This is a genomic window from Micromonospora chokoriensis (genome assembly GCF_000718555.1).
Classification (GTDB): Bacteria; Actinomycetota; Actinomycetes; order Mycobacteriales; family Micromonosporaceae; genus Micromonospora; species Micromonospora chokoriensis_B.
This window is the reverse complement of sequence record NZ_JOAN01000004.1, coordinates 272,719-285,256: the sequence shown is the minus strand read 5'-3', so window position 1 is coordinate 285,256 and position 12,538 is coordinate 272,719. Positions and strand designations below refer to the sequence as shown.

General features: G+C 70.0%; 11 protein-coding genes and 1 tRNA gene. 7 read left to right on the top strand and 5 right to left on the bottom strand.

Annotated features, from left to right (window positions below; genetic code table 11):
- Window positions 1–138 precede the first annotated feature (138 nt).
- The gene (locus tag IF46_RS0108800) at window positions 139–915 is read left to right on the top strand and encodes an IucA/IucC family C-terminal-domain containing protein (protein WP_030487797.1); all 777 of its coding nucleotides are present in this window, start codon (window positions 139–141) and stop codon (window positions 913–915) included.
- Between the two features lie 12 nt (window positions 916–927).
- Here the strand turns inward: IF46_RS0108800 and IF46_RS0108795 are convergent, their stop codons facing one another.
- A complete protein-coding gene (locus IF46_RS0108795) occupies window positions 928–2,763 on the bottom strand; it encodes a hypothetical protein (protein ID WP_232233972.1) in 1,836 nt (611 codons plus the stop codon).
- A 212-nt stretch (window positions 2,764–2,975) separates the two neighbouring features.
- On the opposite strand from IF46_RS0108795, the gene IF46_RS0108790 reads away from it, so the two are divergent.
- Entirely contained in the window at window positions 2,976–3,686 is a 711-nt protein-coding gene (locus tag IF46_RS0108790) for a class I SAM-dependent methyltransferase (protein WP_030487795.1), read from the top strand.
- A 115-nt stretch (window positions 3,687–3,801) separates the two neighbouring features.
- Here the strand turns inward: IF46_RS0108790 and IF46_RS0108785 are convergent, their stop codons facing one another.
- Window positions 3,802–4,344: a YbhB/YbcL family Raf kinase inhibitor-like protein gene (locus tag IF46_RS0108785; protein WP_030487794.1), complete on the bottom strand. Its 543-nt coding sequence runs from the start codon at window positions 4,342–4,344 to the stop codon at window positions 3,802–3,804.
- A gap of 142 nt (window positions 4,345–4,486) precedes the next feature.
- Here IF46_RS0108785 and IF46_RS34280 point away from each other — a divergent pair, with 142 nt between their 5' ends.
- Both IF46_RS34280 and IF46_RS0108775 read left to right on the top strand, forming a co-directional pair.
- Window positions 4,487–4,642 carry a hypothetical protein gene (locus IF46_RS34280; protein WP_157562745.1) on the top strand — a complete coding sequence of 52 codons (156 nt, stop codon included), beginning with the start codon at window positions 4,487–4,489 and terminating at the stop codon, window positions 4,640–4,642.
- A 51-nt stretch (window positions 4,643–4,693) separates the two neighbouring features.
- Window positions 4,694–5,875 carry a low temperature requirement protein A gene (locus tag IF46_RS0108775; RefSeq protein ID WP_030487793.1) on the top strand — a complete coding sequence of 394 codons (1,182 nt, stop codon included), beginning with the start codon at window positions 4,694–4,696 and terminating at the stop codon, window positions 5,873–5,875.
- Window positions 5,876–5,934: 59 nt separating this feature from the next.
- On the opposite strand, the gene IF46_RS0108770 is transcribed toward IF46_RS0108775, so the two are convergent.
- Window positions 5,935–6,024 (bottom strand) — tRNA-Ser (locus IF46_RS0108770).
- 161 nt (window positions 6,025–6,185) lie between these two features.
- Between IF46_RS0108770 and IF46_RS0108765 the strand changes: the two genes are divergently transcribed.
- The gene (locus tag IF46_RS0108765; RefSeq protein ID WP_030487792.1) at window positions 6,186–7,178 is read left to right on the top strand and encodes an NAD(P)H-quinone oxidoreductase; all 993 of its coding nucleotides are present in this window, start codon (window positions 6,186–6,188) and stop codon (window positions 7,176–7,178) included.
- Here the strand turns inward: IF46_RS0108765 and soxR are convergent.
- Together soxR and IF46_RS0108755 are read right to left on the bottom strand one after the other, a co-directional pair.
- Window positions 7,147–7,644 carry a redox-sensitive transcriptional activator SoxR gene (gene soxR, locus IF46_RS0108760; protein ID WP_051723761.1) on the bottom strand — a complete coding sequence of 166 codons (498 nt, stop codon included), beginning with the start codon at window positions 7,642–7,644 and terminating at the stop codon, window positions 7,147–7,149. The genes IF46_RS0108765 and soxR overlap by 32 nt on opposite strands.
- 112 nt (window positions 7,645–7,756) lie before the next feature.
- Window positions 7,757–8,464: a glycosyltransferase family 2 protein gene (locus tag IF46_RS0108755; RefSeq protein WP_030487790.1), complete on the bottom strand. Its 708-nt coding sequence runs from the start codon at window positions 8,462–8,464 to the stop codon at window positions 7,757–7,759.
- 124 nt (window positions 8,465–8,588) lie between these two features.
- Between IF46_RS0108755 and IF46_RS0108750 the strand changes: the two genes are divergently transcribed.
- Both IF46_RS0108750 and IF46_RS0108745 read left to right on the top strand, forming a co-directional pair.
- On the top strand, window positions 8,589–10,760 hold the full coding sequence (locus IF46_RS0108750; protein WP_030487789.1) for a glycosyltransferase family 39 protein: 2,172 nt from the start codon (window positions 8,589–8,591) through the stop codon (window positions 10,758–10,760).
- Window positions 10,761–10,901: 141 nt separating this feature from the next.
- A complete protein-coding gene (locus IF46_RS0108745) occupies window positions 10,902–12,503 on the top strand; it encodes a ricin-type beta-trefoil lectin domain protein (protein ID WP_030487788.1) in 1,602 nt (533 codons plus the stop codon).
- Window positions 12,504–12,538 lie beyond the last annotated feature (35 nt).

The following is a 12,538-nucleotide window of genomic DNA, read 5'->3' as shown; positions in this document are numbered from 1 at the left end:
GCCTCTATCCGACCAAGGTGAGGCTTCCCTTAGACCCAGGCGTGTGGTTAGGCTAGCCTTAGCTCAGGACGACGTTCGTCGTCCGCCGGGGCAGACTCCTCGGCCACACAGACGGGGGATGCCCAGGTGACAGCGGTGATGCCGAGGCGCGAGGCTGTCGCCACGCCGCTCGCCCCCGTCACCGCAGCGCTCCGGGCCATGTTCGGCACCGACGACCTCCCCGGGCTCGCCCGGGGCCTGCTGGTCGACGACGAGTTCGGCTGGGCGCCCGCCACCACTCTGATCGACGGCAGCCGGCTGCCGGAGCTGCTGAACGGCGCCGCGGTCCGCTGGGGCGGCACCCCGCACGCCTGCGCCGCGCTGGCCTGGAAGTCGTACAGCTACTGGACCGCGCTGCCGGTTGTGCTCGGCTGGGCCTCCGCCCGGCGGGTGCCGCTGCTCGATCCGGCCGACGTGCTGATCCACTTCGAGGACCACCGGCAGCTGCTCACCATGGGCCTGCGCCGGGGCACCACCGTGGCGGTGCTACCGAACGATCCCCTGGCGCTCGCCGGTCTGCCGGAGGTCCGGGTCGTCGCCGACGAGGCGGAGCTGCTGGCCGCACTGCGCACGTCACTGCTCGATGCCCACCTGACGCCGCTCATCACGGCGATCCAGTCGGAGGTTCGGGTGGGTGCCCGAACGCTGCTCGGCTCGGTCGCCTCCGGCATCGCGCACGGCATCCTGCGGGCTGCGGACGGTCTGCCCGGCTCCACGGTGCAGAGCATCGACACCCTGCTCGGCGCGCTCGGCCTGGCCGACCTGATCGAGCTGGTGCCGGGGCCGACCGGTGAGCCGACCGTGCAGCGGCGCACCTGCTGCCTCGCCTTCACCCTCCCCCGACCAAAGGTCTGCCAGGGCTGCTGCGTCCGTTAGGGCCCGCCCCACTCAGTCGGTCAACGGCCGGACGTCCCAAACCCACACTCCGCCGGTGAAGACCGGTTGGATCCCGGTCAGCTCGGTCATCCCCCGGCGCAGCGCCGCCTCGTGCTCGTGCGGCCCGAGGATGACCACCCCGGCCCGCCAGAAACGCAGGTCGTCGACCGCTTTGACCCGGCTCTGCGGGGTGATCGGCGGCACCGCCCCGGTGCGCCGAATGGTGGCGAAGAAGCTGCTGGTGGGGCGGGGCGTCGCACCGAACAGCGCGACCTTCGGCGGGTCGGCGTTCGGGCGGGTGTCCGGACCGAGGAAGTAACCACGGGCCAGCGGCATGTCCAGTCGGGTCGCCGCCGCCCACCGCAGCGGCTCCGCGTAGTTGCTGTCCGGCAGCGGCAGGGTCACCACACTGCGACCACCAGCCACGTATGGACGCCAGGCCCCACTGGTCACGAAGGTGGGCACCGGGCTGAGGCGGGCCACGGGCAGCGGGGTGGGGACGATCGGCAACAGGGCCATCGTGAGCACTGTCGCGGTGACGAAGCGGACCTGCCCCCGGGCGGCCGGGTGCGAGCCGGCCAGTTCGCGGGCACGTTCCGCGCCGTAGGCGAGCAGCAGCCCGATGATCGGGGTGATCGCCAGCGCCCAGCGCGTCGGCACCACCGAGTGCAGGATGGGCAGGTTCTCCAGCGCGGCCCAGGGCCCCGGCACACCCGTACCCCGGTTGTCGAAACGGACCTCCCGGCCCAGCGAGAGCACCGCGAAGAGCAACCCCAGCCCGGCCAGCGCGAGCACCACGATCGAGCGGCGCAGCCACCAGACCAGGGCGAACACCAACACCAGCAGCGCCCAGCCGAAGAAGCTGTTCTCCTCGGTCGGGTTCTTGGCCAGCCCCGCGGCGGTGCGCGCGCTACCGGCGAGCGATTCGCGGGAGTACGCGACGAACGAGGCCAGGTCGCTGGAGTAGCCGCGGATCAGGCTGGACAGCCCGGAGTACGCGCCCGGCCCGAAGAACTGGACATACAGCGGGTACGCCAGCAGCAGCCCGGCGATCACTGCGGCGACGGCCAGACCGGCGAGGAAGGGGCGGGCCCGTGACCGCAGATCCGCGCGGCCGACGGCGAGCACGCCGACGATCACGCCGAGCCCGATCGCGGTCATCAGGAGGATCTCCAGGTTGAGGAATGCCTGCCAGACGATGACGAGCGCGAGGAGGAGCCCGTTGCGCAGCCAGCGCCCTGGCTCGCCGAGTCGCAGCGTGCGCCAGATGATCAACGGGACGACGAATTGCGACACGATGTTCGGGTGCCCATTGGCGTGCGACACCATGGCCGGCGCGAACGCGCAGAAGCCGGCACCGAGCCATGCCGGCCCACGGCTGCCGATCAGGACCCGGGAGAGCAGGAAGTACCAGGCCGTGGCAGTGGCAATCATGCCGACGGTGAGAAAGACCAGGAATGACGCCCGCGGCCCGAGCAGCAGGGTGACCGGCGTCATTGGCAATGAAATGGATAATACGGACGTATTGGCCATCAGATTCACGCCGTCGGGGACGTTCATCTGATTGGAATGGAACGGATACGCAAAGTGCGTGACGACCCGCGCACCGTGGGCCATCATCCATTCGAACTGCGACTGGTCGGACTGGTTGTCCCGCACACCGCTGCCCGGGTTCAGCCAGAGTCGACCGGTAACCCAGAAGCCGAGCAGCCCGAAGCTCAGCACAGCAGCCAGATCGGCCCACTTCCCTCTGCGAGGCGGCCGAGCGACACCGGAGGCCCCCTCCACCGACGACGCGGTGGCCGGGTCGCCGCTGCCGCTGGGCACGTCCGGTTCAGGAGTAGTCATGACAATTCATAGGGTAGTCAGCGTATGACGCCGCCGTGACATGTTTCGGGGTACTGCCGTACTATGTGCCGGGTTCGCCGACCGCCGATCACGAACCCACCCCCCGACCACAATTCGGCCACCCCGCTGCCCCGATTCTTCTGCCGTCCCAGCGGATGATTCACTCTGTCGGTCCAGGCACGGGTCGAGTTCATATCGTGAGGAATCGACGCATGGCAGAAATCACTGGGGATCAGCGCGTGCAGTCCGAGGTGCTGGAAGGCCTGGCAACCGCTGTCAACCACCGTCGCTGGTTTATCGAACTGGCCGTGCCGTACCTCGGCGACGACCCAATCGAGATCGGCAGCGGTCTCGGTGACTACGCACTGGAATGGTCCGAGCGGCTGCCCCGGTTCACCGCCACCGAGGCTGACCCGGACCGGCTGGTGCAGCTCAAGGAGCGCCTCGCCGACCGTCCGAACATCGAGGTCCGGCAGATGCTGCTGCCGCACCACGACCGGGGTGATCACAGCGCCGCCGTCTCGTACAACGTCCTGGAGCACATCGAGGACCACGTGGGCGCGTTGAGCAGCATGCGCGACCTGGTCCGACCCGGCGGCGCCGTGATCATCATCGTGCCGGCGTTCCAGTTCGCGATGGGCCCGGCCGACATCGCCACCGGGCACGTCCGCCGCTACACCAAGAAGACACTCGCGGCGGCGATGACCGAGGCCGGCCTGACCGTCGAAAAGATCCACTACGCCAACGCGCTCGGGTTGATCGGCTACTTCATGGCCACCAAGGTCTTCCGGCTGATGCCGAAGGAGGGCCCGATGGTCAAGGTGTACGACACCGTCGTCCTGCCCGCCACCAAGGCCGCCGAGCAGCTCATCCTCCCACCGTTCGGCCAGTCCGTCTTCGCCGTAGCCCGCGTCCCAGCCTGACCCCCCGGCCCGCCCTTTCCCCGCGCGATCTTGCACTTTCTGTTGCCGTTATGCCGGTTTAGGTCAGGTATGTCGGCGCAGAAAGTGCAAGATCGCGGGAGTCTGGGGGTAGGGGTTAGTCCTTGATTTGGTACGTCGGGCGGATCACCGCTCGTGCCAGGGTGTGGAACGTCAGGTTGAAGCCGACGTAGGCGGGCGTGGCGTCCGGGGTCAGGTCCAGGCGCTCGACGTCCAGGGCATGTACCGCGAAGACGTACCGGTGCGGGCGGTCACCGGCCGGCGGCGCCGCGCCGCCGTAACCCTGCTCGCCGTAGTCGTTGCGGACCGAGAACGCCCCACCGAGGTCGGTGCCCGCCGCGCCGCCAGCACCGGCGGGCAACTGGGTGACGGTGGCTGGCACGTTCACGAGCACCCAGTGCCAGAACCCGCTGCCCGTCGGCGCGTCCGGGTCGTAGCAGGTCACCGTGAAGCTCTTCGTCTCGGCGGGGAAATCCGACCAGGTCAGCTGTGGCGAGAGGTTGTCGCCCCCGGTGCTGCCATGCGCGTGCCGGGCGTCCATCGGCTCACCGTTCTGCACGTCGTCGCTCGTCAGCGTGAACGACGGCAGCGTCGGCAGCAGCTCGTACGGGTCCGGGGCGATCGGTCGTTCCAGGGTCATCGGGACGTGTCCTTCCGGTGTGCGGAGATACCAGCCCCTTCTTACCCCGCCACGGCCTTCCCAACGACCCAAGTGCGCGCGGACTGACTGTGGTTTGCCAGAGCTACGGTTAAGTCCGGGCAACGTTCCTCAGGGGGACATCGTGGCCGGCATCTGGCGGGACTTCGTGGTAGCCGTTATCACCGCGTTCCGCCGCCGGGACGAGCGAGCCATCGCCGACGAACGCCGACGCGCGGTCGAGCGACTGGCCGAGGAGACGATCCGCCGGGAGCGGCAGGCCACCGACCCGCCGGAGTGACCGGGACGCGGGGCACCGGACCACCCCGCGACGAACAGTCAAGATGACCTGATGGGCCGGTTCCTCCAGTCGCGGCCAGTAGTCACGGCGGAGACGCACCGACCGACGCTGTTCGAGATCTTCTTCGACCTGGTGCTCGTCTTTGGGCTCATCCAGGTCACCACGTTCATGAGCGGGCGGCCCTTGCCGGTGACCCTGGCGCAGGGATTCCTCGTACTCGTGCTGCTGTGGAACTCGTGGCTGGTCTACGCCTGGCTGGGCAACTACGTCCGGATCGACGCCGGGCCGATCCGGGCCGGCGTCACCGTGGCGATGGCAGCCGTCTTCCTCATCGCGCTGGTCATCCCCGACGCCTGGAAGACCGGCCCGGACACGACGAAACCGCGACTGATCCTGGTGTTGGCGTACGTCGTGGTGCGGTTGATCCAGTTCGCCCTCTTCTACTGGGTGGCCGCGGATGATCGCCGGCTGATCAGGACCGTACGGCTCTACGCCCTCACCACCACGCTGTCCTGGATTCCGCTCGTCCTCGGGGCCGTGTTCGGCGGCACCGCGCAGATCCTGCTCTGGGCGGCGGCACTCGTCATCGACATGGGCGGTGGGGTGTTCGCACTGCTGGTGAGCGGGTGGCCGGTACGCAGCCCCGGCCACTTCGTGGAGCGGCACGGCCTCGTGGTGATCATCGCGCTCGGCGAGTCCCTGATCTCGGTCGGCGCCGGGATCGGAACTCGCACGATCCAAGGCCCGACCATGGTGGCGGCGCTGCTCACCCTCACCGTCACGGTGTGCCTGTACTGGTTGTACGCGGCGAGCGCGGCGAGCGCCGGGAAGGCCCTGACCACGGAGTCCGGGCTACGACGAGGATTCGTGGCCGGCAACGCCTACAGCGTTGCCCACCTTCCGCTGCTGGCCGGGACGATCTACGTGGCGCTGGGAGTCGAGGAGGTGCTCACCGGCCTGGCAGAAGAGGAACCGCACGGCACCTTGCACTGGGTACCGGCCATCGCGCTGTTCGGCGGGACCGCCCTGTACCTCGCGGGCCGGGCGACGTTCCTGGTTCTCAGCATCCGACGCGTGCAACCCGAGCAGTTCCTCGCGCCTGCTGCGGCGCTGCTGTTACTGCCCATCGGCCGACACCTGCCCGGCCTGGCGGCTCTCGGCCTGCTCACCGCGTTCCTCGTCGTCCTCCTCAGCTACGAGGCGTGGACCAGACGATCAACTCGGGTTCAGTGATATCGGGGTATCCCTGAGCTTGGGACACCCCGATATCCGAAAAGTCGAGTGGATCAAGATGGCGGAGGGTGTGGGATTCGAACCCACGAAGACATCGCTGCCTTACCGGTTTTCAAGACCAGCGCCATCGGCCACTAGGCGAACCCTCCTGGGCCGCCACCCGCAGGCGTACGGCCACGCATAGTCTGCCACGGCTCGCTGCGGGCGGCCCGGCGTCCCTCCCCGGTGTGCCGGCCAGCCGGTCTGCTGGGTCCACTGTGGGGCCGACGGTGCGCCTGCGGCACCGGGGGAGATCGGGAAGACTGGGCCCATGCGAGCCATCACGATTCCGCAGCCCGGTGGACCCGACGCGCTGGTCTGGGCTGAGGTGCCCGACCCGGAGCCGGGCCCCGACGAGGTGATCGTGGATGTGCGGGCCGCCGGGGTGAACCGTGCTGACCTGCTGCAACGGCAGGGGCACTATCCGCCGCCGCCAGGCGCGTCCGCGTACCCCGGGTTGGAATGTTCCGGGGTGATCACAGTGGTTGGCGCGGAGGTCGCCGGGTGGGCGGTCGGGCAGCAGGTCTGCGCGCTGCTGTCGGGCGGCGGGTACGCGGAGCGGGTCGCGGTCCCCGCCGGGCAGTTGCTGCCGGTGCCGGCCTGCGACCCGGTCGACGCGGCGGCGCTGCCCGAGGTGGCCTGCACGGTCTGGTCGAACCTGGTTCAGGTGGCGCGGCTCGGCGCGGGCGACACGCTGCTGGTGCACGGCGGTGGCAGTGGGATCGGCACCTTCGCCGTGCAGCTCGGGGCGGCCCTCGGCGTGACAGTCCTGACCACCGCGCGAGAGGCCAAGCACGCCCGGCTGCGCGAGCTTGGCGCGTCGCACGTGATCGACTACCGGGAGCAGGACTTCGTCGAGGAGGTCCAGCGAGTCACCGACGGTCGCGGCGTGGACGTCGTCCTCGACATCATGGGCGGGTCCTACCTGGGGCGGAACGTCTCCGCGCTGGCCACCGGCGGTCGGCTCGTGGTGATCGGGCTGCAGGGTGGGCGCAAGGCCGAGTTGGATCTCGGCGCGCTGCTGACCAAGCGGGCGAGCGTCACCGCGACGTCGCTACGCTCCCGGCCGCTCGCGGAGAAGGCGGAGATCGTCCAGGGCGTACGGGACGAGGTGTGGCCGTTGATCGAGGCGGGTCGGATCCGGCCGATCGTGGACCGGCGGCTGCCGATGACCGAGGCGGCCGAAGCGCACCGGCTCGTCGAGTCGAACGATCACTTCGGGAAGGTGCTGCTCACACTCCCGCCGGGGTCGGCCGGCAGTTGAACGGGCCGGCAGGAGTCGGGGCGTCCGCCGGTTGGGGCAGCACCAGACGGGCGCCCGGACCCTCCCCGGCCAGCGTGTCCTCCGGGTTGTTGAGCGCGCAGCGCTGCAAGGACAGGCAGCCGCAGCCGATGCAGCCGTCCAGGTCGTCGCGGAGCTTGGCGAGCAGTCGGATCCGCTCGTCCAGCCGGCTGCGCCAGCTCGCCGAGAGTCGCGCCCAGTCCTGTGGGCTGGGCGTGCGGGCCTCGGGCAGCGAGTCGAGCGCCGCCCGGATCTCGTCGAGCGAGACGCCGACCTGCTGGGAGATCCGGATGAAGGCGACCCGTCGCAGCTCGGCGCGGGCGTACCGACGCTGGTTGCCGCCGGTCCGGTCGGCGCGGATCAGCCCGAGCCGCTCGTAGTAGCGCAGCGCCGACGGTGCCACCCCGGAACGCGCGGACAGCTCACCGATCGTCAGTAGATCCGGCATCACCAAATCCTTAAGTTGAAGTGCACTTCAACTCACAGGGTAATGGCATGACCACGGCACTGACCACTGACAGCGGTGCCGGGCTGACCGGCGACGACAGGTGAGCCTGGGGTCAGTTGGCGGCTGAGACGGCGGGGCGGCGGCGAGCGCGCTCGCGGCCGAGGATCCAGATCGCCTCGACGCCGTCCTTCCAGGTGATCTTCTTGCCCTCTTCGCGGCCACGTGCCCGGTAGCTGATCGGCACCTCGTACGGCCGGATCCGGCGGCGCAGCAGCTTGCCGGTCACCTCGGCCTCCATGCCGAAGCCGCGCGAGCGCACCTCAAGCGACCGGTAGAGCGCCACCGGCATCAGCTTGAAGCAGGTCTCCAGGTCACCGATGTACGAGTTGAACAGCACGTTGGCCGCCATCGTGACGCCCTTGTTGCCCATCACGTACCAGAAGCTGTAGGCGCTGTGGCTGCCGAAGGTGCGATTGCCGTAGACCACCGTGGCCCGCCCGTCGAGCACCGGGTCGAGCAGCTTGGGGATGTCCTGCGGGTCGTACTCCAGGTCGGCGTCGAGGATGACCATGTAGTCGCCCTCGGCGCTGTCGACCGCCGTCTTGATGGCAGCGCCCTTGCCGGCATTACGCTGGTGGGTGATCACCCGCAGGCGCGCGTCGTCGGCGCGACCGAGGACTTCGCCCGTGCCGTCCCGGCTGCCGTCGTCGACGACGACCAGCTCGATCTCGCAGGGATAGTCAACCGCCAGTGCCTGCTTGAGGGCATCCGCGATGCGTTCTTCCTCGTTGTAGACCGGCATGAGGATCGAGAGCTTCACGGGAATCTCCACGGTGGCGGTAGACACGTCCGCCATAGCCTAGCCTGGTTGCTTACCTAACCGCCTGCCGCCACCGCCGGGCAGTCGGCGCGGCGGGCTCAGGTCGATGGTGTTTACTTCCGCCATGTCGGCTGCCGGCCTCCTGCTCGCTGCGGTTCCTGCCGCCGCAATGCTCCTGCTCACCGTCGCGGCCCGGCCGCGCGAGGCCGGCGCGGTGGCACCGCTGCGGCTTGCCGTGGTACGCGCCGTCCTGCTCAGCGGAGCGTACGCGGTGCTCGTCGTCGAAGTGCTCGGCGCGTTGCACGCGCTGACCCGAACCACGTTCGCCATCGCCTGGCTGCTCTTCCTGACCGCCGCAGCGACGGCGGCCGGTCTGCGGTGGCGACGGACGACCCGCCTCGGGCAGCCGCCCGCCGCCGCGCCGCGGCCAGTGCCGGTCGGCGCGGTGGTGTCCGGTGGCAGCTCCGACCCGTCCGCCCCGGTCGTCGAAGGCGGTGCGGGCGAGCCCGGCGCCGCACCCACCCGGGCCGGTCGGGGGGCCGCCGGCCTGCTCGCGGCAGCGGTCGACACCTGGCGTACGGCTCGACCCGGCGAGCGGCTCCTCGCCGGCGTGGTCGGCGGGCTGGTCCTGCTGGAACTGCTGGTCGCGCTGTTGGCTGAGCCGAACAACTTCGACTCGCAGACGTACCACCTGCCGAAGGTGGAGCACTGGGTGGCCCAGGGCGACCTGGACTTCTGGCCGACCGCCATCCACCGGCAGGTGACCATTCCGCCCGGAGCCGAGTACCTGCTGCTGCACCTGCGCCTGCTCACCGGCGGGGACCACCTGCACAACCTGGTGCAGTGGGCGGCCGGTGTGGTCTGCCTGCTGGTGGCCGCTCGGATCACCGCGCAGCTCGGCGGGGGCCGGCGAGCCCAACTGCTCACCGCGTTCGTGTTGGCGACCACGCCGATGGTGGTGCTCCAGGCGACCAGCACGCAGACCGACCTGATCTGCGCGGCGTGGGTGGCCTGCGCGGCGACCCTGGTGCTGGACGGGCTGCGTCGGCGGACCGGCTGGGGCACGCTGCTCGGGCTGGGGGCGGCCACCGGGCTGACCGCGGTGACCAAGACCAGCGGCCTGATCGCTGTCGGCCCGCTGCTGGTGCTCTGGGGGTTGGCCCAGCTGAGGCTGGCCCGGACCGAGAACGCGGCACCGGCCGGCGGGGGTCGGCGGTCCTGGTCGGTTCGCCGCCTGGCCCGCACGGTCGGCGGTTCGGTGCTGATCCTGCTGGTGGCGGCCGTGGTGGTCGGCCCTTTCCTGGCCCGGGTGACCGCCGAGTTCGGGCACCCGCTGGGGCCGCCCCGACTTCGCGAGTCCATCCCGATGGAACGGCACGACCCGGCGTCGATCCTGGTCAACACGTTGCGGATCGGGCACACCGCGTTCGACACACCGCTGGCACCGCTGCGCCGAGCCGGTGCCGACGTGATCATCAGCGGCGCCGAGGCGATCGGGGTCGACCCGCAGGACCGCGCGATCACCTTCGGTCGGGAACTCTTTCCGGAGCCCGCCTGGTATCCGGACGAGGATCGGGTGTCGTTTCCGCTGACCGGCGCGCTCGTCATGATCGGCGCGGTGCTCGCGCTCACCCGAGGACGGCAGATCGCCCCCGAGCGGGCCGGGTCGCTGCGGGCGTACGCCGTGGTGGTGCTGACCGCCGTGCTGCTGCACACCGCGATGCTCAAGTGGCAGCCGTGGGGCAACCGTCTACTGCTCTACGCCGTGGTGCTCGCCGTGCCCCTGGCCGGCGTCTGGCTGGACGCGCTCTTGCGCCGCCGCCCGAGTGGGCGTCGTTCGGTGGCCACCGTGGCGGCGGTCACCGTGCTGGCCACCTCGGCGCTGGCCGGGGTCCTCGCGCTGTCGTACGGCTTCCCGCGCCGGCTGGTCGGCGCCGGCTCGGTCTTCACCACCTCGGACTGGGACACCCGGTTCCTGCGCCGCCCGCAGTGGGCCGACGAGTTCCGCTGGGCGGCGACGGCAGTCCGGGACAGCGGTGCGCGACGGATCGGGCTGGTGCAGCAGAACGACAACTGGGAGTACCCGTGGTGGCTGCTGCTGCGGCAGCCCGACGGCGGCTCCCCGGACCTGGTGGCGTTGCAGTCGGTACTGCCGGAACGACCGCCGGCCGACCCCTCCTCGGTCGACGCGATCGTCTGCACCGGCAGCGAGGCGGCCTGCGCCAAGCTCGTTCCGGCGGGCTGGCGGCTGGAGTTCCGCGGCTACGTCGGCTACGCGCTGCCGCCCGGCCGCTGAGCCAGAAGGCCGGATAGTCCGATCCGGGCGGTTCTGCATCCCGCGCGCAAGGATCCGAGGCGCATTCACATCTATTGATCTGCACGTTACCGTCTGGTAACTCAATCGACGTCCCGCGATTGAGCCGAAAGGAGTGCGTCGATGCCTGAAACCCCCGCCAGGCCCGAACGCGCGACCCGACGACGGGCCATCACCGTCGCCGTCGCCGTTGCCGCTCTCGTCCTACCGATGCTCGCCGGACCGGCCACCCCGGCCACCGCCGCCGACCGGCCGACCGTCCAACCACTCCCCGCCAACCTCGAAGCCATCCGGGCCGCCGAGGCGACCGCCCTCTACGGCAGCCCGGCGATCCGCCCGATCGAACAACGCCGGACCGCGTTGATCACCATGGGTGACAGCGAGATCTCCGGTGAGGGGGTGGGCAACTACGTCCCCGGCACCCACCAGGACGGCAACTGGTGCGACCGCTCGTACGACCAGGCGGTGTTCCGCACCGGCATCACCTCGGACGCGCAATACAACATCGCCTGCTCCGGTGCCACCCCCTGGAACCTGATCGCCGGCGGCCCGACCCAGCACAACGAGCTGAACCAGGGCGACTACCTGGGGATCAAGGCACGCAACACGCACGTGAAGCTGATCTGGGTGGTGGTCGGCGCGAACGGTGACGGCACCATCCAGTTCGGGCCGGTCGCCACCGACTGCGCCATCCGCCGGGTCTTCTTCCAGGGCGCCTGCTACCCCACCTACACCGACCAGTGGACGATCCGCACCGACGGCAGCAGGCAGGCCGTGGAGGCGGCGCTCACCGACATCCGGCAGACCATGACCAACGCCGGCTACCTACGGTCGGACTACGAGCTGGTGCTGATGTCGTACCCGAGCCCCGGCAGCCCCGACGTGGAGGACAACCCGAACTTCCCCGGCTGGTACTCCGGCGGCTGTCTGCTCTACCTGGCCGACGCGGCGTTCGCCCGGAACAAGGCGGTGCCGCTGTTCGAGTCGGCGCTACGTGCTGCCGCGACGAACACCGGCACCCGCTACCTGGACGCCAGCCGGCTCTTTCACGGGCACGAGGTGTGCACCGACAACACCTCGGTCCGCGGCCTCTACATCGAGGTCGGCATCTGGAACGAGAACGCCGCCCGTCAGTCGTTCCACCCCAACGCCCGTGGGCACGGCATGTTCGCCCAGTGCATCACCCAGTTCTGGAACTCCGGGCAGACGCGAGCCAGCTGCGTCGACCCGGCCAGCACCGGCAGCGGCGTGCTCTACCCGGGGCTGCTGGAGTTCAAGCAACTGCGCAACCTGGCCACCGGCACCTGTGTCGACGGCAAGGGGTACGACTCCCGCAACGGCACCGCGCAGCAGCCGTACTCCTGCCACGGTGGGCGCAACCAGGGCTTCTGGTACGACTCGGCCCGGCGGTCGCTGCACTCGGAGCTGTCCCACGACCGCTGCCTGGACGTCTCCAACAGCTCGATGACCGCCGGCACCGCGGTCAACATCTACGACTGCAACGGCACCGGCGCGCAGCAGTTCGTCTTCGTGGGTAACCAGATCAGGCCGGCGAGCGCCAACAACCTCTGCGTGGCGTTCGACAACCCGTTGCTGGGCAGTTCCCGCCTGCGGTTGGCGAGTTGCGGAAGCAGCACCCGGCAACAGTGGTCGTTCGAGACCCGTACCGCCGCCAACCCGGTCGGCTACGGTCACGACGACTTCATCGGCTCCCGCGTCTACTGACGAGAGATTGGGGCCCTGGCGTCGGCCAGGGCCCC

Excerpts from the sequence above, each read along its gene's own strand:
- IF46_RS0108795 (WP_232233972.1), bottom strand. The coding sequence starts at position 2,763 with ATGACTACTCCTGAACCGGACGTGCCCAGCGGCAGCGGCGACCCGGCC.
- IF46_RS0108745 (WP_030487788.1), top strand. The coding sequence starts at position 10,902 with ATGCCTGAAACCCCCGCCAGGCCCGAACGCGCGACCCGACGACGGGCC.
- IF46_RS0108790 (WP_030487795.1), top strand. The coding sequence starts at position 2,976 with ATGGCAGAAATCACTGGGGATCAGCGCGTGCAGTCCGAGGTGCTGGAA.
- IF46_RS0108785 (WP_030487794.1), bottom strand. The coding sequence starts at position 4,344 with ATGACCCTGGAACGACCGATCGCCCCGGACCCGTACGAGCTGCTGCCG.
- IF46_RS0108800 (WP_030487797.1), top strand. The coding sequence starts at position 139 with ATGCCGAGGCGCGAGGCTGTCGCCACGCCGCTCGCCCCCGTCACCGCA.
- IF46_RS0108750 (WP_030487789.1), top strand. The coding sequence starts at position 8,589 with ATGTCGGCTGCCGGCCTCCTGCTCGCTGCGGTTCCTGCCGCCGCAATG.
- IF46_RS0108775 (WP_030487793.1), top strand. The coding sequence starts at position 4,694 with ATGGGCCGGTTCCTCCAGTCGCGGCCAGTAGTCACGGCGGAGACGCAC.
- IF46_RS0108765 (WP_030487792.1), top strand. The coding sequence starts at position 6,186 with ATGCGAGCCATCACGATTCCGCAGCCCGGTGGACCCGACGCGCTGGTC.
- soxR (WP_051723761.1), bottom strand. The coding sequence starts at position 7,644 with ATGCCGGATCTACTGACGATCGGTGAGCTGTCCGCGCGTTCCGGGGTG.